Below are 18,330 nucleotides of genomic sequence, written 5' to 3'. Positions count from 1 at the left end.
CGAACGTGACGTTGCGCGCGCCCGGATCGTTGACGTCCGGCGAGATGCTCGCGGTCTTCGGCGTCGGCCCGATCGCGCCCGCGACGAAGCGCGGCTTGTCCGGCGTCGCGTATTTCGCCGCCGATTCGCGTGCGAGCCGTGCCGATTCGATGTTCATCTCGATCGCCAGGTCTTCCATGCCGTAGTCGGCCTGTGCGACGGCCGTGGCGCCGAACGTGTTGGTCTCGACGATATCGGCGCCGGCGGCGAAGTACTGGTCGTGGATCTCGCGGATGATCTGCGGCTGCGTGATCGACAGCAGCTCGTTATTTCCCTTCACGTCGCGAGGGAAATCCTTGAAGCGCGTGCCGCGGTAGGCGGCTTCGTCGAGCTTGTAGCGCTGGATCATCGTGCCCATCGCGCCGTCGAGGATCAGGATGCGCTGCTGCAGCAGCGCGGGCAACTGGGCGCCGCGCGTGTACGGAGCGGCGAGCGCGGCGGACATGGCGGACGGAACGGCGGATGAGGGCGCAGACATGGCGGATGACCGGCGAATCGGAAAAGTCGCCATTGTAGCCGTTGCGACAGCGGGTCGCCCGGCATGGCGCGGTCCGGCGGCTGCGGGGACGGGGCGGGCGGACAGCACGGGGCGATGCGTGCGCCCCGCAAACGTCCGACAATAAAAAACCCCCGCGCGGCAAACCGGGCGGGGGCGGGTGGGAGTGCCCGAACGGCGATGGTCTACAGCGCGCCGTGCGGTCGGTCCGGCGGCGACGTGCCTGCCGGACCGTCGTGCTGTCAGTGCAGCACGACCGGTTGCATCATCAGACTATCGAACTGTCCGAGGAATTCGTCCACTTCGTCGAGCGACGGCTCATCCTCGATCAGTTGTTTGACATGCTCACGGAAGCGTGCGGCAAGCTCGCCGTCGATGAAAATTTCGCGCTTCGCATTCTTGTCGACGATTTCGTAGCCACCGTCATTCATGGCACGGTGGCCGGCCTGCGGCGCGAATTCGACGACGCAGTAATTAGGGCTGTTGTAGATCATTTGCATGGCGGCACTCCTCTTTGCAGTGGCATCTGGCCTTGATGCTCCGTAGGTGGGGCAGACCGTGCCGGTTTCAAGGGGCTGGCGCTGCACGCCCTGTCCTCCGTTAACTAGGGCGTAGAGATTAGAAACCCATATCGTCAAAACGTTTCCCATTGTCCGCCGGTGTACGGAAATAGTTGTTAAAGAGTGTCATGGCGCAGGTTCGCCTGTCGGGTTTGCCGGAGCGGCGTCCGGGCGCGTGGCGGCCGGCGTCTCCGGCGCGGGCATGCCGGGCGTCGCGTTGCCGTCGCCCGGAGCCGCGTCGGCGGGCGCATCGGGCGACGCGAGGCGGCCGTGCCACAGCAACTCGATCTGCGAGCCGTTCGGCTCCGTCTGCACGAGCCGTGCGGGCAGCCAGCCGAGCGCCGGCGCGAGCCACATGTCGATGCGGCGCGTGTCGCCCGCCCGGCGCGGCAGCCGCATGAAGTGTCGCGCGGCGATGAAGCCTGCGGACGTTTGCACGTTCTCGTCGCCGATCACCGCGATCGGCCAGGTTTCGCCGTTGTTGTTGTCGACCACGAAGAACTGTCGCGTGACGCCCGGCCGGTATGCGTCGGGATCGCCGCGCACGAGGCCGGCAAGCTGCATCAGCATGCTGAAGCGGTCCTGCGCGCCATCAGGCAAGGGCAAGCTGTCCGGCGTACGTGTAAACACGATCTGCCGCATGTCGCGGTTGAAGATCGCGATGTCCTCGGGCCGCTTGCCGCGCTGTTCGACGTAGCGGTCGGGCGCGATGCCGAATGCGTCGATGCGGCCGGTGCTCCGGTAGCTGAACGGGCCGATGAACGGCACCGGCATCGTGACCGACAGATCGTAGGTCTGTCCGTCGGTGCGCCAGCGAATCGTGCCCGTCGAGTTCTTCACGCCGTTGAAGAACGTGTCGTATTGCAGGTCGCCGGGCGGCGGCGTCGAGAATTTCACGCCGCTCGAAGCCGGTTCCGGCACCGCGCCGCCGTCGGCGTCGCCGGCCGCTGCGTGCCGCGCGCCCGGGGCGGATGCCGGCGGCGACACGCTGCCATCGGCCGTCTGTGTCGAAGTCGATGCGGGCGCCTGCGACGCGCGCCCCGTCGGCGCCGGCCTGGACACCGCGGGCTTCGCGGTGCGCGGCGCGGCCGGCGCCTGCTTCCGCTCGATCGGTTGCGGCTTGAGCAGTTCGATCTGCACCGGCACTTCGGCGGGCGCGAGCGGCGTGAACGTTTCGCGATGCCGCGTCAACCAGAACACGGCGAGCGTGTGCAGCCCCAGCACGACGGCGAGCGCCGCGCCCACGCGCAGCCAGCGGCGGGGCGGAGCGGACCGGGAACGGGTGTCGGGAGTCGGCATCGGGAGCGGCGAAGGGTTCGGGCGCAGGAAGCCCGGCGCGTCGTGCACGTGCCGGACGGCGGATCGTCAGGATTCCGGCCGTCGTGTGTGCCGGCCGTTCGCGCAGTAGGGAGCGGAGACGTCAGGCATCGCGCGTGTCGGGACTATAGCCGAGTTCATAAGACAATTTTTGCGCGCAGTCGCGCAACGCCGTGTCGATCTCGCCACCCCAGCGAATGTCGAACGTGCCTTCATGGCCGAGCGCGATGACCGCCAGCGCGAGCTCGCCGACCGCGTCGAACACCGGCATGCAGAACGCGTGAATCGTCGGCAGCAGCATGCCTTCGACGCGCGCGGCCTGATGGGCGCGCACGTCCGCGAGCAGCGCATCGACTTCGCCGAGGGTGCGCGGGCCGCCGTGGTGCGGGGAGCGGCGCGTATCGGCGAGCTCGCGCTCGATCATCGCGGCGGTCTTGCTGCGCGGCAGGTACGCGGCGAACAGCAGGCCCGTCGCGGAGCCGAGCAGCGGCATCACGTCGCCGAGCTTCAGCGACGCCTTCGCGGGATGACTCGATTCCATCCAGTGCACGATCGTCGGCCCCTGATTGCCCCACACCGCGATGCCGACCGTCTGGTCGAGCCGGTCGCGCAGCGCGGTCAGCGCGATCCGTGCGAGCTTCACGCCGTCGACCCGCGCGAGGCGCGCGAGCCCCATCTGCAAGGCGAAGCCGCCGAGCTCGTAGCGGCCGGACACGGGATCCTGCGCCACGACGCCGAGCCGCGAGAAACTGACGAGGTAGCGATGCGCCTTCGCGGGACTCATGCCCGCGCGGTGCGCGAGGTCGCGCAGCATCATCGCGCGCGGCTCGCTCGTCAGCACGTCGAGCAGGCGAAAGCCGACCTCGATCGACTGGATGCCGGAGCGGACCTTTTCTTCGGCGGCTTCGGCGGCTTCGTCGGCGGTGTCGGATTCGGCGAGGTCGTCGTCGGGGAGCTGGCTGATGGGCATGAGGCAACGGCGCGTGGCGCGCTAAAGAAGCAACGGGGCAACGCCCGATTCGACCGCGGCGCACGTATCGCGGGCGCGCCGCACGGATTCACCATCGTAAAATAGATTCCTTCCATCGTCACTACAACGGCAGATTCCCCTTATGAAACTTGCTTCGCTGAAGGACGGCACGCGCGACGGCCAGCTGATCGTCGTGTCGCGCGACCTGCACACCGCGGCGATCGCCGACGCGATTGCGCCGACGCTGCAGCGCGTCCTCGACGACTGGGCGTTCTATGCGCCGCAACTGCATGAGCTGTACGACGCGCTGAACCATGGCCGCGCGCGCCACGCGTTCCCGTTCGAGCCGGCCCATTGCATGGCGCCGCTGCCGCGTGCGTTTCAGTGGGCGGACGGCTCCGCGTATGTGAACCACGTCGAACTGGTGCGCCGCGCCCGCGGTGCCGAGATGCCGCCGGAATTCTGGACCGATCCGCTGATGTATCAGGGCGGCAGCGACGAATTCATCGGTCCGCGCGACGACATCGTGTGCCGGTCCGAGGAATGGGGCATCGATTTCGAGGCGGAGGTCGCGGTGATCACCGGCGACGTGCCGATGGGCGTGCCGCCCGACGATGCGCTGAAGGCGGTGCGTCTCGTCACGCTCGTCAACGACGTGTCGCTGCGCAACCTGATTCCTGCGGAGCTCGCGAAGGGCTTCGGTTTCTTCCAGAGCAAGCCGGCGTCCGCGTTCGCACCGGTCGCGGTGACGCCCGACGAGCTCGGCGAGCACTGGCGCGACGGCCGCGTGCACCGGCCGATGATCGTCCACTGGAACGGCAGGAAGGTCGGCCAGCCGGATGCGGGCACCGACATGGTGTTCCATTTCGGCCAGCTGATCGCGCACGCGGCGAAGACGCGCAACCTGCGCACCGGTTCGATCGTCGGCTCCGGCACGGTATCGAACAAGGATCCGAAGCGCGGCTACTGCTGTATCGCCGAGAAGCGCTGCCTCGAGACGATCGAGCACGGCGCGCCGCACACCCCTTTCATGCGCTACGGCGACACGGTCAGGATCGAGATGCTCGACGCCGCAGGCAAGCCGATCTTCGGCGCGATCGAGCAGTCTGTCGCGCCGCCCGACGACGTGGCATAACAGACGCCGGCACGATACGGGCGCGGCGCGGCCCAACTCGGCACCGCCCGGCATGCCCGGCCCGTCCGCCGGGTTTCGCCCGATGCCTGCACACGCGGGCTTGGCTACACTCGAATCATCTGGGTATTCCGTACTAAGGAGTTCCGCATGTCCGATCTCGCCGCCTATCGCGGCTACGAAGCGCTGAAGGTGCGGCGTCAGTCGCACGGGATTCTCGAAATCGTGATGAGCGGCGAAGGCGCGAACAAGAGCGCCCTCGCCACCGCCAACGCGCGCATGCATCGCGAACTGGCCGATATCTGGCGCGACGTCGATCGCGATCCCGACACGCGCGTCGCGGTGATCCGCGGCGAAGGCAAGGGCTTTTCGGCGGGCGGCGATCTCGCGCTCGTCGAGCAGATGGCGAACGACTTCGACGTGCGCGCGCGTGTCTGGCGCGAGGCGCGCGATCTCGTCTACAACGTGATCAATTGCAGCAAGCCGATCGTGTCCGCGATGCACGGTCCGGCGGTCGGCGCCGGGCTGGTCGCGGGGCTGCTCGCCGACATCTCGATCGCCGCGAAGAGCGCCCGCATCATCGACGGCCATACGCGGCTCGGCGTCGCCGCCGGCGATCATGCGGCCATTGTCTGGCCGCTTCTGTGCGGCATGGCCAAGGCGAAGTACTACCTGATGCTGTGCGAGCCGGTGAGCGGCGAGGAGGCCGAACGGATCGGGCTCGTCTCGCTCGCGGTCGACGATCACGACCTGCTGCCGAAGGCGTACGAGGTCGCCGAGAAGCTCTCGCACGGCTCGCAGACGGCAATCCGCTGGACCAAGTACGCGCTCAACAACTGGCTGCGGATGGCCGGGCCGACGTTCGATACGTCGCTCGCGCTCGAATTCATGGGCTTCTCGGGGCCGGACGTGCAGGAGGGGATTCGTTCGCTGCGCGAGCGTCGCCCGCCCGAGTTTCCCGGCGGCGCGCCGTTCTGACGCGCGCTATGATCGACTGAGGCGGCCGCGCCAGGCGGCTGCCGTTTTCTCCATGCGAATCAGGATGCCCGTATGACGACCGATACCGATGGCGCCAACCCGTTCTCCGGTTTCACAGGCTTCAAGCCTGCCGACATGCTCGACAGGATGTGGGAGATGATCCGCCTGTCGCCGTTCGGCGGCGGCCTGGGCGTGTTTCCCGGCGGTGCGCAGGGCTTGCCGCCGTCGCTGTCGTCGATGTCCGACATGATGGCGCCGCTTTCCAGCGTCGAGGAACTCGACAAGCGCATCACCGATCTGCGCGCGGTCGAACAGTGGCTGAAGCTGAATCTCGGGATGCTGCAATCTGCGATTCAGGCGCTCGAGGTGCAGCGCGCGACGCTGGCGACGCTGCGTGCGTTCGGTGCGTTCGCGCAGAGCTCGATGTCGGCCGCGGAGGAGGCGGCCGTCGCGGCGGCGCAGGCCGCCGCCGCGCCCGGCGATGCGCCGAAGTCCGATGCCGGGCCGCAGGCCGCGTCCGGGGCGGGCGACAGCGACGCCGCACCGCCGAATCAGGCCTTCGATCCGGCCGGCTGGTGGAACCTGCTGCAAGCGCAGTTCAACCAGCTTGCGGGCATGGCGATGGCGCAGGGCGCGCAGGCGGGCGTTTCCGGCGACGCGCCGTCTCAGGCGCCGGCGGCCGCGCCGCCCGACGCGCCCGCCCCGGCACGCAAGCCGGCGGCGAAGCGCGCGAAGCCGACCGGTTCGGCTGCCGCGCGTGCGGCCGCCAAGTCGACGCCCGCAAGCCGCCCGCCGAAACGCTCGACGTGACGGCTCGGCGGCACAGGTAGCAGGTCGACCGATGCGGCTCGGGCTCGTACTGATGGGAGGCGGAGCACGTGCCGCGTATCAGGTCGGCGTGCTCAAGGCGCTGACCGAAATCATGCTCGACGCCGATCCGCAGCGGCGCACGTTGCCGTTCGGCGTGGTGTGCGGCTCGTCGGCCGGCGCGATCAATGCGACGTCGATCGCGAGTCATGCGGACGATTTCGCGCACGGCGTGCGCCGTCTCCTCGAATTCTGGGAGCATCTGCGGGCCGGTCAGGTGTACCGCACCGACTGGCTCGGCATCGCGGCCGCCGGTGCGCGCTGGCTCGCGGCGATGAGCTTCGGCTGGGCGGCGCGCCGCTCGCCGCGCGGGCTGCTCGACAACGCGCCGCTCGCTCACATGCTGCAGCGCGAACTGAGTTTCCACCGGATCGAACAGATGCTCGAGGCGCGTACGTTTCATGCGCTCGCGGTCACCGCGCTCAGCTATTCGAGCGGGCGGCATCTGACCTTCTATCAGGCGGCCGAGCCGATCCAGGCATGGCGCCGCGCCCAGCGGACCGCGCGGCTCGTCGACCTGTCCGCGTCGCACCTGCTCGCATCGTCGGCGATTCCGTTCGTGTTTCCGGCCGTGCCGCTCGTGCTCGACGGTCAGATCGAATATTTCGGCGACGGCTCGATTCGCCAGATTGCGCCGCTGTCGTCGGCAATCCACTTCGGTGCCGACCGGATCGTCGTCATCGGGGCGGCCGACCCGCGGCCCGAAATTCCCGCCGGGAACGGCGCGGGACGCGTGCGCGGCTATCCGTCGCTCGCGCAGATCGGCCAGCAGGTGCTCGCGAGCGTGTTTCTCGACTCGATCGGCTCGGATATCGAGCGGATCGAGCACATCAACCGGATGATCGCGAACCTGCCGCAGGAGGTCGAAGCCGGCAGCGGCTGGCGGCACGTCGACGTGCTCGCGATCGCACCGTCCGAGCGCATCGAGCTGATCGCCGCCAGACATCTGAAGGCGCTGCCGTTTACCGTGCGCGGGCTGCTGGGCGCGGTCGGCGGCAGCCAGCCGGCGGGCGCGTCGTTTGCGAGCTACCTGCTGTTCGAGGAGGCGTTCGCGCGCGATCTGATCGAGCTGGGCTACCGCGACGGTTGCGCGCATCGCGCCACGCTCGCCGCATGGATCGCGCACGCGGACGGCGCGAGCGCGTCGCCGGCCGCCGGCCAGCCGGCGGGGACAATGCGGATCTGACGCCGCCGTCCCGGGTGACCTGTCACGCAGCTGCGACCCATCGCCGCGTGGCGTTGAGTCCGGGCGTGCCGGCCGGCTGTCGCGGAAGCGACATACGCGCGTGCTATCATGGCCGCCGCCGAATACATCAAATCGAGCAGCCTGCCGCACGGATGCCCTGTCCCAAGGGCCAGCGGACGGGCTCGCCAGCGAAGCCGGCATGCGCCGGCCCCCAACACACCAGGCACGCGCGGCCCGTTCCATTCGAGCGGAGCGCGGCGCGTAGCTTGCCCCACGGCGGCAGCGCGGCCGCCGGCTCTCCGGCGCGGATACTGCGTCCGGGGAACGTTTCACGCGTAAAATTATGGGTTTGGTTGCAATAGGCGCATCGGCGCGGCGCGTTTGCTGCAACAGTCACGTTTATAGAAGTCGCATTGCGCAGAACAGGGGTGGGACCATGAACACCATGCTTTATCCGGAACTTTACAAGTCGCTTGAAGCCGTCCGTTGGGACATGGAAAAAGACATTCCGTGGGACAAGTTCGACGCTTCGCTGCTCACCGACGAGCAGGCGAAGACGATCAAGATGAACGCGATCACCGAATGGTCGGCGCTGCCCGCGACCGAGATGTTCCTGCGCGACAACCAGCACGACAGCGATTTTTCCGCATTCATGAGCGTGTGGTTCTTCGAGGAGCAGAAGCATTCGCTCGTCCTGATGGAATACCTGCGCCGCCTCCGGCCGGAAATGATGCCGACCGAAGAGGAACTGCACGCGGTGCGCTTCGAGTTCGATCCGGCGCCTCCGCTCGAGACGCTGATGCTGCACTTCTGCGGCGAGATCCGCCTGAATCACTGGTATCGCTGTGCCGCCGACTGGCACACCGAGCCGGTCATCAAGCACATCTATGAAACGATCTCGCGCGACGAGGCGCGCCATGGCGGCGCATATCTGCGCTACATGAAGAAGGCGCTGAACAATTGCGGCGACGTCGCGCGCGCGGCATTCGCGAAGATCGGCGTGTTGATGGCGTCGGCGCGCCGCACCGAAAAGCCGCTGCACCCGACCAACCTGCACGTGAATCAGGCGCTGTTCCCGCGCGACACGGTGCAGTCGCGCCTGCCCGATCCGGAATGGCTCGAGCGCTGGCTGGACGAGCAGATCCGCTTTGACGGCGAGTGGGAGAAGAAGGTCGTCGAGCGCATCCTGCACAACCTGTCGGTCCTGTTCGAACGCCCGTTCGGAACCGCGCAGGAGCTCAACCGCTACCGCAAGGAAGTCACGAACCGCCTCGCGGCCTAGGGCGATCAGACGGCAGTCCAGCCGGCCTGACCGTGCCGGCGGTCTGAGCAACGAAGCCCGCTGTGCAGATCCGGCGGGCTTTTTCTTTTTTTACGGCGCGCCTCGCGCACCGATCATCCCGATATCTCACGCATCATGCCCGCTTCCTTCGAACGTAAGCTGATCACCCGCGACGCGCTCGTCGCCCTGCGCGCGTCGCTGCCGGCGCCCGTCGTATTCACGAACGGCGTGTTCGACATCCTGCATCGCGGCCACGTGACCTATCTCGCCGACGCGAAGGCGCTCGGCGCATGCCTGATCGTCGGCGTCAACAGCGACGCATCCGTGCGCATGCTGGGCAAGGGCGACGATCGCCCGATCAATCGCGAGGACGACCGCATGGCACTGCTCGCGGCGCTTGAAAGCGTCGACTGGGTCGTGAAATTCGAGGAAAAGACGCCGGTCGACCTGATCGAGGCGATCCGTCCGGACATCCTCGTGAAGGGCGGCGACTACGACATGGATGCACTGCCGGAATCCGCGCTCGTGCGCGGCTGGGGCGGCCGGGCGCTCGCGATTCCGTTCGAGCACGACCGCTCGACGACCGCACTGCTGAAGAAGGTGCGCACGCAGCAGTAAGCGCGTGCGTCAGGGCGCCGACGCGGCCAGCGGCTCGGCCGTTGTCGCCGGCGCCGTCAGCGCGCCGCCGCCCGCCTGCTCGGCGGCTTGCTCGACCGGTGTGACGCGCAGCGCGCCGGGGTGCACCTGTCGCGACAGCAGATCCGGTTCGAGCGGGCCGGCCGCGGGCAGCGGCCCGAACACCCCGCGCGTCGCCACGAACGCGAGCATGTTGGCGAGAAAGAGGGCAGCGATCAGCCAGCGCAGCATCGTCGAGACTCCTTTTCGTATCATCCGTCGCCGTCCGCATCGTGCGGACCGCGTCCCGCATCAGCCTTTCCCGGCTGTCTCCGTCGCAATCAGCGCCAGCCCCGACAGAATCAGCGCATCGTGCCGCGTATGCGGCACCGTCAGCGCGCGTGCGACCTCGTCGGCCGCGCCGCCTGCGAGCACGAGCCGCACCGGCGCCTGCCACGCGTCGCTGAGGTCGCGCCACGCGCGCTCGATCAGGCCGGCCTGCGCGTACAGGCAGCCCGCCGACAGCGAGCGCGGCGTATCGATCTGAAACGGCTGCGCCTGCGCGCCTGCGAGCAGGCCGCTCGCGATGTCGGTCGTCAGCGTCGGCAACTGTGCCGTGTGCGCGCCGAGCGAACGCATCATCAGTGCCCATCCCGGTGCAATCAGGCCGCCCGTAAAGCAGCCGTCCGCGCGCAGCGCCTCGAGCGTCGTCGCGGTGCCGAATGTCGCGATCAGCAGCGGCTCGCCCGGAAAGGCCGCGTGCGCGCCGATCATGCCGGCCCAACGGTCGCTGCCGAGTTGATCCGGCTGCGTATAGCCGTTCGTCACGCCGCACTGCGCGGCGCGCGCGCGGATCGTCGTGCGCGGCAGCCCCGACCAGTGCGCGTCGAGCAGCGCGTCGAGCCGCGCGGCCACGTCCGCCCCCGCGACATTCGAGATCCATGCGCCGTCCGGTCGCGGCATATGCGACCAGTCGGGATCCTGCCCGCCGTCGCGGGCGTGCGCGAACGCGCCGGTTTCGGTCAGTGTGCGGCCCGCGTCGGCGAGCGCCCATTTGATCCGGCTGTTGCCGGCATCGATCAGCAGATGACGCGCCGCCGTCATTGCGCCTCGCGCAACGAGACATCGCCGGCCGCGATCGCGCGCATGCCGTCGGGGGTGTCGAGCAGCAGCTGGCCCGCGCCGTCGATGCCGGTCGCGATCCCGCGCGCCCGCTCGATGCCTTGCTCGAGCAGTACGACTTCGCGGCCCGCATACGCGTGCAGCGCATGCCAGCGCGGCAGGAACGGCGCGAGGCCGTCGGCGGCGAACTGGGCGAGCGCGGGCGTGAGCGCGTTGAGCGATGCGGCGAGCGTATCGGTGAGGTTGGCCGCCGACCACGCCGACGACAGTGCGGCGGGCGGCAGACCGCTCGCGAGCGCCGCTTCGCGCGCGCGCAGCGCGTCGACTTGCGCGGCGACCGCTTCCGCGCCGCGCACGTTCACGCCGAAGCCGATCACGGCGGCCGTCGCGTCGGGCGTCGTCCATACCGTTTCGATCAGGATGCCCGCGAGCTTGCCGGCGATGCGGCGCTCGCCGGCATCCGAGGCGGTCAGCAGCACGTCGTTCGGCCACTTGAGCGCGATTCCGGAGCGGCTGTCGAGCGGCAGCGTGGCGAGCCCTTCGGCGAGCGCGACGCCAATGGCGATGCTGAGACCGCCGAGCGCGTCGATCGGGCGCGGCACGATGCAGCCGACCGAGCACAGCAGCGCGTTACCCGGCTGGGCGAACCACGGGCGCCCTTGCCGGCCGCGCCCCGCCGTCTGCTCGAACGCGACGCGCACGAGCGGCGCGGGCAGCGCGTGCGCAGTGCGCGGGAGGGTCTTGAGACGCGCGGCCAGGTCGGCGTTGGTCGAGCCGGTCGCGGCGACGATGTCGAGCGGCCACGTACGCGGCGCGGCGTCCAGGTGCGCTTCGAGGCGGCTGCGCGCGATGTGCGCGTCGCCGGAATCGGGCGTGTCGGGGGAGATGGGGGTGTTCATGCTGCCTATTGTAGCGACAGGGTGCCGAGGCAGCGCTCGGGAGATGGCCGCTTCGCGGGTTGCGGCCACCGGACGGAAATCCTCACGTCGCGTCTCGGGGCGGTTCGCTACAATGGCCGCTGTCATCCTTTTGCATACAAGCCGCCTTGGATTTCGAGACTCCTCCGGGTCTGTCGGTCGATGCCGGCAGCCAGGGCCAGACCGTGCGTCTGTACGGCCAATGGACCGCGCTCGCGCTGGCGCGCGATCGCGGCGTCGTGGCGCGCCGCGTCGCGGGCCTCGCGACACCCCGTGTGCGGGAATGGGACCTGTCCGGCATCGAGCGGCTCGACCACGTAGGCGGGCAGGCGCTCTGGCGCGTATGGGGCCGCAAGCTGCCGGAGGGCGTCGCGCTTACCGACACCCAACGCACGATCTTCGAGCGCATCGAGCGGCTCGACACCCAGCGCGAGGCGCCCGAGCGCATCGTGACCTTCGATCCCGTCACGCGTCTCGGCCGCGCGATCTTCACGTTCGCCGAGCACATGCGAGGCGGGATCGGGATGTTAGGCGGCGTGGTCCTCGATGCGCTGTCGGTGCTGCGCCGGCCGCGGACGATGCCGTGGACGGAGACGTCCGCGAACGTCTACAGTTCGGGCGCGCAGGCGTTGCCGATCACCGCGCTGGTCGCGTTCCTGATCGGCATCGTGCTCAGCTATCTGTCCGCGCAGCAATTGCAGATGTTCGGCGCGAACCGATATATCGTGAACATCCTGGGCTTGTCGGTGATCCGCGAGCTCGGGCCGGTGCTGTCGGCGATCCTCGTCGCCGGGCGCTCCGGCTCGGCGATCACCGCGCAGATCGGCGTGATGCGCGTGACGGAAGAACTCGACGCGATGCGCGTGATGGGGATCCCGCACGGCCTGCGGCTCGTCCTGCCGCGCGTGCTGGCACTCGGCATCGCGATGCCGCTGCTGGTGATGTGGACCAACGTCATCGCGCTGTCGGGCGGTGCGCTGGCGGCGAAGTTCGTGCTCGGCATCGACTTCAACTATTTCGTGCGCTCGCTGCCCGGCGTGGTGCCGATCGCGAACCTGTACATCGGGCTCGGCAAGGGCGTGGTGTTCGGCATGCTGATCGCGCTCGTCGCCTGCCATTTCGGTTTCCGGATCAAGGCGAATTCGCAGAGCCTCGGCGAAGGCACGACGACGTCGGTCGTGACGTCGATCACGGTCGTGATCCTCGCCGACGCCGTGTTCGCGATCCTGTTTCAGAACGTGGGGCTCGGATGATGCCGTCGAACGCAATATCGGCCGGTGCCGCGACGGCCGAAGAACCCGTGATCGAGGTGCGCGACCTGACGAAGCGCTACGGGCGCAACATCGTGCACGAACATCTGGACTTCGATGTGCGGCGCGGCGAGATCGTGTCCATCGTCGGCGGCTCGGGCTCGGGCAAGACGACGCTCGTGCGGCAGATCCTCGGCCTCGAGCGGCCGACATCCGGCACGATCAAGGTGTTCGGCGAGGACACGTCGAAGATCGATCCCGCGACCGCGCGGACGATGCGCACCCGCTCCGGGATGCTCTTCCAGCAGGGTGCGCTGTTCTCGTCGATGACGGTATTCGACAACGTCGCGCAGCCGTTGCGCGAGCTCGGCCGTGTGCCGGACGATCTGCTGCACGACATCGTGATGCTCAAGCTCGAAATGGTCGGGCTGCCGTGCAAGCATGCGTCGAAGATGCCCGCCGCGCTGTCGGGCGGGATGGTCAAGCGGGTCGGGATCGCGCGCGCGATCGCGCTCGAGCCGGAACTGCTGTTCCTCGACGAGCCGACGGCGGGGCTCGACCCGGAAGCCTCCGACGAATTCGTCGAGCTGATCGCGACGCTGCACCGTACGCTCGGACTGACGGTCGTGATGGTGACGCACGATCTCGACACGATGGTGGCGCTGTCGACGCGCGTCGCGGTGCTGGCCGACCGCAAGGTGCTCGTCGCCGCGCCGGTCGAGGAAGCGGCGAACGTCGACCATCCGTTTATCCGCGAATATTTTCTGGGGCTGCGCGGCCGCCGCGCGCTGCAGGCACTGCCGCCCGAGCGGCGCGCGAAGCTGCCGAAGGCGGCCCTCGAACCGGCGCCGCTGAGCGTCGAGCTGTAGCAGGACAGTACGAAGGAACCCGCGAATGGAAAACAAATCACATGCGTTCTGGGCCGGCCTGTTCACGATTGCGCTGACGCTGGCGATCGCGGCCACCGTGTTCTGGTTCAACGTCGACCGCACCGTGCGGATCCCGTACGACCTGATCGCGCGCACCAACGTCACCGGCCTCTACCCGGACGCGGCGGTGCGCTATCGCGGGCTCGACGTCGGCAAGGTGCAGTCGATCGCGTTCGATCGCTCGCATCCGGGCCAGATCGTGATCCGCATCCAGGTCGACCGGACCGCGCCGATCACGCAGTCCACGTTCGGCAGCCTCGGCTTCCAGGGCGTCACGGGCCTCGCGTTCGTGCAGCTCGACGACACGGGCCGCGACCTGGCGCCGCTGCCGTCGTCGCCGAAGGCGGTCGCGCAGATCCCGATGCACCCGAGCCTGTTCGACCAGATCCAGACGCGCGGCGACGTGCTGCTCAAGCAGCTCGAGCTGGCCGCGAAGAGCGCGAACGAGCTGATGTCGCCGGAGATGCGCGAGCAGTTGCGCGCGACGGCGGAAAGCCTGCAGCACGCGGCCGACGGCGTCGCGACGCTGTCTAAGGACCTCGGCCCGGCGGTCGCGGCGATGCCCGGCACGCTGCACGAAGTGGGGCGCACGATGTCGTCCGCGAATGCGCTGCTGCAGCCGGACGGCCCGGTCGTCGCGAACCTGAACAAGGCCGGCGCGGCGGCCGACCGGATGGGCGTCGCCCTGAACGAACTGAACGCGCGCGTCCAGTACGACACGCTGCCGCGCTTCAACGCGCTCGCGTCGAGCGTCGGCGATGCGTCACGTCAATTGAAGGACGTCGCGGGCGAGTTCGGCCGCAATCCGAGCAGCCTGCTGTTCGGTGCGCCGGGCGCCGCGCCGGGGCCGGGCGAGCCCGGTTTCGTCTGGCCGGGCGAGGCCGGCCATTGAGCAGATCCGGACATCCGCCGGTTATCGAATCGTTTCAGGAATCAACATGCAGGAAACCGTCATGCCCCGAACCCTTGCCCGCGTGCGGCGGCCCGCTGCGGCCGCATTCGCCGCATTCGCCGCATTGACGCTCGCGCTTGCGGCCGGCTGCGCGAGCCACGACGCAGTGCTGTCGAATATCCGCTACGACCTCGGCCCGGCCGCGCCGGTCGCCACGGCGGGCAACGGCCCCGCGCTGAAGGTGCTCGACGTCGCGGCGCCCGATGCACTCGATTCGGACAAGTTCGTGTACCGCCTCGCCTATGCGGACGCGCAGCGCATGGCCGTCTATCGGGACAGCCGCTGGATCGCGCCGCCGGCGCAATTGCTGTCGCAACGGCTGCGCAGCACGCTGTCGGCGCGCGGTGCGGTGCTCGAGGGCGCCGACAGCGTGCGCGCACCGACCCTGCGGATCGATCTGAGCGAATTCGAGCAGGTGTTCGACGGTCAGGCGGAAAGCCATGGTGCGGTCACCGCGCGCGCGACGCTCACGCAGGACGGCAGGGTGGTCGGCCAGCGCACGTTCGTCGCGCGCGCGCCGTCGAGCACGCCCGACGCAGCGGGCGGCGCGCGCGCGCTCGCGATGGCGAGCGACGACCTCGTCCGGCAGATTGCCGCGTGGGTCGGCATGCAGGCCTACGCGGGCACGCCCTGACACCCGTGCCGCGCCCGCGATGAACGTGTCCGGCCCACCCCGTGCCTCGACGCTCGCGCGACAGGCCTGCGCCGCGTACACGGTATTGATCGTCTACGCGTCGCTTTATCCGTTCGAAGGCTGGCTCGCGCTCGGCATCGGGCCGCTCGACTATCTGTTCGCGCCGCTGCCGCGCTATGTCACGGCGTTCGACGTCGTCACCAACGTGCTCGGCTATCTGCCGTTCGGCTGCCTCGCTGTGCTGGCGCTGTATCCACGCTGGCGCGGCGTCGCCGCGGTGCTGGCCGCCGGGGTGCTCGGCGCGCTGCTGTCCGCGTCGATGGAAGCGCTGCAGACCTATCTGCCGACGCGCATCGCATCGAATCTCGATCTCGCCGCGAACGCACTCGGCGCGCTGCTGGGGGCCGCGTTCGTCGCGCCGGCGGCGGGCGCGCTGCTCGATCGCGGCGCGCTCAGGCGGCTGCGCTTCGCGTGGTTTGAGCCGGACGGCGCGACGCCGCTGCTGCTCGCCGCACTGTGGCCGTTCGCGATTCTGTTTCCGTCGCCGTTCCTGTTCGGCATCGGCGACTGGCCGGCCGAGCTGTGGGAGCAGGCCGACGCGTCGATGCAGGACACGCTGCTTGCCTGGCTGCCGGCTGCATGGCACGTGACGGCGTGGCCGCAGCGCATCGACGGCTGGCTGTCCGATTCCGCATGGGAGGCCGCGCTCGGCGCGCTGATGCTGTTTGCCGCGCTGGCGATCGCGTCGCTCGCGATGCGGCCGCGCGCGCCGCGTGTGCGGCTCCTTATCGCGCTCGTCGCTGCGACCCTCGTGCTGAAGGCCGGCGCGACCGCTCTGCAATCGACGACCGGGCTCGTCGTGGTCTGGGCGACGCCCGGCGCGCGGCTCGGCATCGAGCTGGGCCTGGCGGCCGCGCTCGTCGCGCTGCGCGTGCCGGCCGCGTGGCGGGCCGCGCTGGCCGCCGCCGCGCTGCTGGCGGGCGTCGCGCTCGTGAACCTGCTGCCGGTCAATCCGTTCTTCGATTTCACGCTGTCCGGCTGGCGTCAGGGGCGCTATGTGCACTTCAACAGTCTCGCGCGCTGGCTTGCATGGATCTGGCCTTACGCGGCGCTGATCTGGCTCGGGCTGCGCGTCGAGCGCGCGTGGCTGCCGTCCCGGCAGCCGTGACGGGGGCGAGGCGGGCAGCCGCGTGCACCGCTCGCTATAATCGTCCGATCTCTCCACCTGCCATCGACGGTCCGGTATCGAAGCCGGGCCGCTCGTCACCGATCATGGATTCCTACTACAAGCACCACGTCTTTTTCTGTCTGAACCAGCGCGATCCGGGCGCCGAGCGGCCGAGCTGCGCGCAATGCGATGCGCAGACCATGCAGGAATACGCGAAGAAGCGCGTGAAGGAACTCGGCCTCGCCGGGCCGGGCCACGTCCGCATCAACAAGGCGGGCTGCCTCGACCGCTGCGAGGCGGGACCGGTGATGGTCGTCTATCCCGAAGCCGTCTGGTACACGTATGTCGACAAGGCCGACATCGACGAGATCGTCGAATCCCACCTGCGCGACGGCAAGGTCGTCGAGCGCCTGAAGATCTGAGCGGCGGGAATCGAAGCATGAACGCCCACACGCAGAAATCCCTGATCGACGGGCCGGCGGGCCGCATCGAGATCGCCGTCGACCTGCCCGACGCGGTGCGCGACGGCAGCGCCGCGCCGCGCGGCATCGCGCTCGTCGCCCATCCGCATCCGTTGTTCGGCGGGACGATGGACAACAAGGTCGCGCAGACGCTCGCGCGCACGCTCGTCCAGCTCAATTATGTCGTGTACCGCTCGAACTTCCGGGGTGTTGGCGAGACGGAAGGCGTGCACGACAATGGCACGGGCGAGGCCGACGACCTGCTCGCGGTGCTCGCGCACATGCGCGCGCAGCCCGGCTACGCGGACCTGCCGCTCGTGCTCGCCGGCTTCTCGTTCGGCACCTTCGTGCTGTCGCACGTCGCGAAGCGCCTGCGCGATGCGGGCGAGGCGATCGAGCGGATGGTCTTCGTCGGCACGGCCGCGAGCCGCTGGCAGGTCGCCGACGTGCCGGAGAACACGCTCGTGATTCATGGCGAGACCGACGACACGGTGCCGATCGCCTCGGTCTACGACTGGGCGCGGCCGCAGGAACTGCCGGTCGTCGTGATTCCCGGCGCGGAGCATTTCTTCCATCGCAAGCTGCATGTGCTGAAGCGCGTCGTGATCGACGCGTGGCGCTAAGCGCCTGCCGCCGGCGGCCGATGCGTCGCGCATCGCCGCCGCGTATTTGCGCGGCCGCACGGCATGGCGGCGCGTCCCCTTTTCACGAAAGCACCCGCCGCAGCCACGTATAATGGCCGTTTCGCGTCGCCCGCGGCCCGGCTGGGCCTGTGCGGCGCTCGGTTCGCCACGCGCCGCTACGCCGTGAGCCGTCACGGCCGCGGATGCCGGCAGCGCGTGGCGAACCGAATGCGCCTGCACGAGTCCAACCGGCGCGTTTCGCACCGCCTGGTATCCAACGCAGGCCGAAACGCCCGCCGCCTTGCCGTTCTTCAACCGTGCGCATTTCGCGTCGCACTTTCTGCCACCAGCCTGAATCGATCATGCGTTTGTCCACCGAAGGCCTCAAGTCCGCCGTTTCCTCCACCGCCCTCAGCGTCGCCGCGCGCAACGTCGCACTCGGCGTGATACTGCCTGTCGCACTCGCGTCGACGATCGTCGCTGCCGAGGCGAAGCCGGCCGCCAAGGCCAAGGCCGCGCTGGCCGCCGCGCCCGAAGCGACCGGCGCACCCGCGACCTTCATGCCGGGCGCCGTGCCGCCGCCGGGCGTGAACGCACGCTCGTGGGTGCTGGTCGATGCGACCAGCAACACCGTCCTCGCGTCGGGCAATGCGAACGAGCGCATCGAGCCGGCGTCGCTGACGAAGCTGATGACGGCGTACCTCGTGTTCGAGGCGCTCGACAAGAAGAAGATCTCGATGGATCAGATCGTCACGCCGAGCGAAGCGGTGCGCCGCGTCGGCCTCGACGAGTCGCGCATGTTCATCGAGGCGAGCAAGCCGGTGTCGGTGCA

Annotated in this window: 21 protein-coding genes; 14 read left to right on the top strand and 7 right to left on the bottom strand. The window is 69.1% G+C overall.

The annotated features are described in order from the left end of the window. The 4 genes from KH616_RS09760 to KH616_RS09745 all read right to left on the bottom strand — a co-directional run. On the bottom strand, positions 1 to 517 hold a 517-nt coding region (locus KH616_RS09760; protein ID WP_292243656.1), incomplete at its 3' end, for a homocysteine S-methyltransferase family protein. A 260-nt stretch (positions 518 to 777) separates the two neighbouring features. Continuing rightward, on the bottom strand, positions 778 to 1,035 hold the full coding sequence (locus tag KH616_RS09755) for a DUF3567 domain-containing protein (protein ID WP_292243657.1): 258 nt from the start codon (positions 1,033 to 1,035) through the stop codon (positions 778 to 780). Between the two features lie 186 nt (positions 1,036 to 1,221). Then, on the bottom strand, positions 1,222 to 2,394 hold the full coding sequence (locus KH616_RS09750; protein ID WP_292243654.1) for a DUF3108 domain-containing protein: 1,173 nt from the start codon (positions 2,392 to 2,394) through the stop codon (positions 1,222 to 1,224). Between the two features lie 121 nt (positions 2,395 to 2,515). Next, positions 2,516 to 3,382 (bottom strand): IclR family transcriptional regulator, encoded by an 867-nt coding sequence (locus KH616_RS09745; protein ID WP_292243651.1) that lies wholly within the window; start codon positions 3,380 to 3,382, stop codon positions 2,516 to 2,518. 142 nt (positions 3,383 to 3,524) lie between these two features. Here KH616_RS09745 and KH616_RS09740 point away from each other — a divergent pair, with 142 nt between their 5' ends. The 6 genes from KH616_RS09740 to rfaE2 all read left to right on the top strand — a co-directional run bounded on the left by KH616_RS09740 (position 3,525) and on the right by rfaE2 (position 9,445). Then, a complete protein-coding gene (locus KH616_RS09740) occupies positions 3,525 to 4,517 on the top strand; it encodes a fumarylacetoacetate hydrolase family protein (RefSeq protein ID WP_292243649.1) in 993 nt (330 codons plus the stop codon). A 147-nt stretch (positions 4,518 to 4,664) separates the two neighbouring features. Further along, positions 4,665 to 5,492 carry an enoyl-CoA hydratase/isomerase family protein gene (locus KH616_RS09735; protein WP_292243648.1) on the top strand — a complete coding sequence of 276 codons (828 nt, stop codon included), beginning with the start codon at positions 4,665 to 4,667 and terminating at the stop codon, positions 5,490 to 5,492. Between the two features lie 72 nt (positions 5,493 to 5,564). Continuing rightward, positions 5,565 to 6,302, top strand: a complete 738-nt coding sequence (locus tag KH616_RS09730; protein WP_292243646.1) for a PhaM family polyhydroxyalkanoate granule multifunctional regulatory protein — start codon at positions 5,565 to 5,567, stop codon at positions 6,300 to 6,302. Between the two features lie 31 nt (positions 6,303 to 6,333). Further along, on the top strand, positions 6,334 to 7,545 hold the full coding sequence (locus KH616_RS09725) for a patatin-like phospholipase family protein (protein WP_292243644.1): 1,212 nt from the start codon (positions 6,334 to 6,336) through the stop codon (positions 7,543 to 7,545). A gap of 436 nt (positions 7,546 to 7,981) precedes the next feature. Then, positions 7,982 to 8,827: a ferritin-like domain-containing protein gene (locus KH616_RS09720; protein ID WP_292243642.1), complete on the top strand. Its 846-nt coding sequence runs from the start codon at positions 7,982 to 7,984 to the stop codon at positions 8,825 to 8,827. A gap of 135 nt (positions 8,828 to 8,962) precedes the next feature. Further along, complete coding sequence (gene rfaE2, locus KH616_RS09715; RefSeq protein WP_292243641.1) at positions 8,963 to 9,445, top strand: D-glycero-beta-D-manno-heptose 1-phosphate adenylyltransferase; 483 nt, start codon at positions 8,963 to 8,965, stop codon at positions 9,443 to 9,445. 9 nt (positions 9,446 to 9,454) lie between these two features. Here rfaE2 and KH616_RS09710 read toward each other — a convergent pair whose 3' ends face one another. The 3 genes from KH616_RS09710 to KH616_RS09700 are packed head-to-tail and all read right to left on the bottom strand — an operon-like array spanning position 9,455 to position 11,463. Continuing rightward, positions 9,455 to 9,694, bottom strand: coding sequence for a hypothetical protein (locus tag KH616_RS09710; RefSeq protein WP_292243639.1), 240 nt, complete (start codon positions 9,692 to 9,694; stop codon positions 9,455 to 9,457). Positions 9,695 to 9,754: 60 nt separating this feature from the next. Continuing rightward, positions 9,755 to 10,546 carry a type III pantothenate kinase gene (locus tag KH616_RS09705; RefSeq protein WP_292243637.1) on the bottom strand — a complete coding sequence of 264 codons (792 nt, stop codon included), beginning with the start codon at positions 10,544 to 10,546 and terminating at the stop codon, positions 9,755 to 9,757. Continuing rightward, on the bottom strand, positions 10,543 to 11,463 hold the full coding sequence (locus KH616_RS09700) for a biotin--[acetyl-CoA-carboxylase] ligase (RefSeq protein ID WP_292243635.1): 921 nt from the start codon (positions 11,461 to 11,463) through the stop codon (positions 10,543 to 10,545). Before KH616_RS09700 ends, KH616_RS09705 begins: the two co-directional genes overlap by 4 nt. A 146-nt stretch (positions 11,464 to 11,609) precedes the next feature. On the opposite strand from KH616_RS09700, the gene KH616_RS09695 reads away from it, so the two are divergent. The 8 genes from KH616_RS09695 to KH616_RS09660 all read left to right on the top strand — a co-directional run. After that, positions 11,610 to 12,734, top strand: a complete 1,125-nt coding sequence (locus KH616_RS09695) for an ABC transporter permease (RefSeq protein ID WP_292243633.1) — start codon at positions 11,610 to 11,612, stop codon at positions 12,732 to 12,734. Then, positions 12,731 to 13,600 carry an ABC transporter ATP-binding protein gene (locus KH616_RS09690; protein ID WP_292243631.1) on the top strand — a complete coding sequence of 290 codons (870 nt, stop codon included), beginning with the start codon at positions 12,731 to 12,733 and terminating at the stop codon, positions 13,598 to 13,600. The genes KH616_RS09695 and KH616_RS09690 overlap by 4 nt, the downstream gene beginning before the upstream one ends. A gap of 25 nt (positions 13,601 to 13,625) precedes the next feature. Beyond that, positions 13,626 to 14,552 (top strand): MlaD family protein, encoded by a 927-nt coding sequence (locus tag KH616_RS09685; RefSeq protein WP_292243629.1) that lies wholly within the window; start codon positions 13,626 to 13,628, stop codon positions 14,550 to 14,552. Between the two features lie 61 nt (positions 14,553 to 14,613). Beyond that, a complete protein-coding gene (locus KH616_RS09680) occupies positions 14,614 to 15,246 on the top strand; it encodes an ABC-type transport auxiliary lipoprotein family protein (protein ID WP_292243627.1) in 633 nt (210 codons plus the stop codon). A gap of 19 nt (positions 15,247 to 15,265) precedes the next feature. Then, complete coding sequence (locus KH616_RS09675; protein WP_292243625.1) at positions 15,266 to 16,414, top strand: VanZ family protein; 1,149 nt, start codon at positions 15,266 to 15,268, stop codon at positions 16,412 to 16,414. A gap of 104 nt (positions 16,415 to 16,518) precedes the next feature. Then, positions 16,519 to 16,836 (top strand): (2Fe-2S) ferredoxin domain-containing protein, encoded by a 318-nt coding sequence (locus tag KH616_RS09670; RefSeq protein ID WP_292243623.1) that lies wholly within the window; start codon positions 16,519 to 16,521, stop codon positions 16,834 to 16,836. A 17-nt stretch (positions 16,837 to 16,853) separates the two neighbouring features. Next, positions 16,854 to 17,498 carry an alpha/beta hydrolase gene (locus KH616_RS09665; RefSeq protein WP_292243621.1) on the top strand — a complete coding sequence of 215 codons (645 nt, stop codon included), beginning with the start codon at positions 16,854 to 16,856 and terminating at the stop codon, positions 17,496 to 17,498. Positions 17,499 to 17,860: 362 nt separating this feature from the next. Continuing rightward, the coding region (locus KH616_RS09660) for a serine hydrolase (protein ID WP_366834346.1) at positions 17,861 to 18,330 on the top strand (470 nt) is incomplete at its 3' end.

The sequence above is a fragment of the Burkholderia sp. genome (assembly GCF_018375725.1).
GTDB lineage: Bacteria > Pseudomonadota > Gammaproteobacteria > Burkholderiales > Burkholderiaceae > Burkholderia.
The sequence above is the reverse complement of the archived record's forward strand: the minus strand, read 5'-3'. Positions and strand labels throughout refer to the sequence as shown.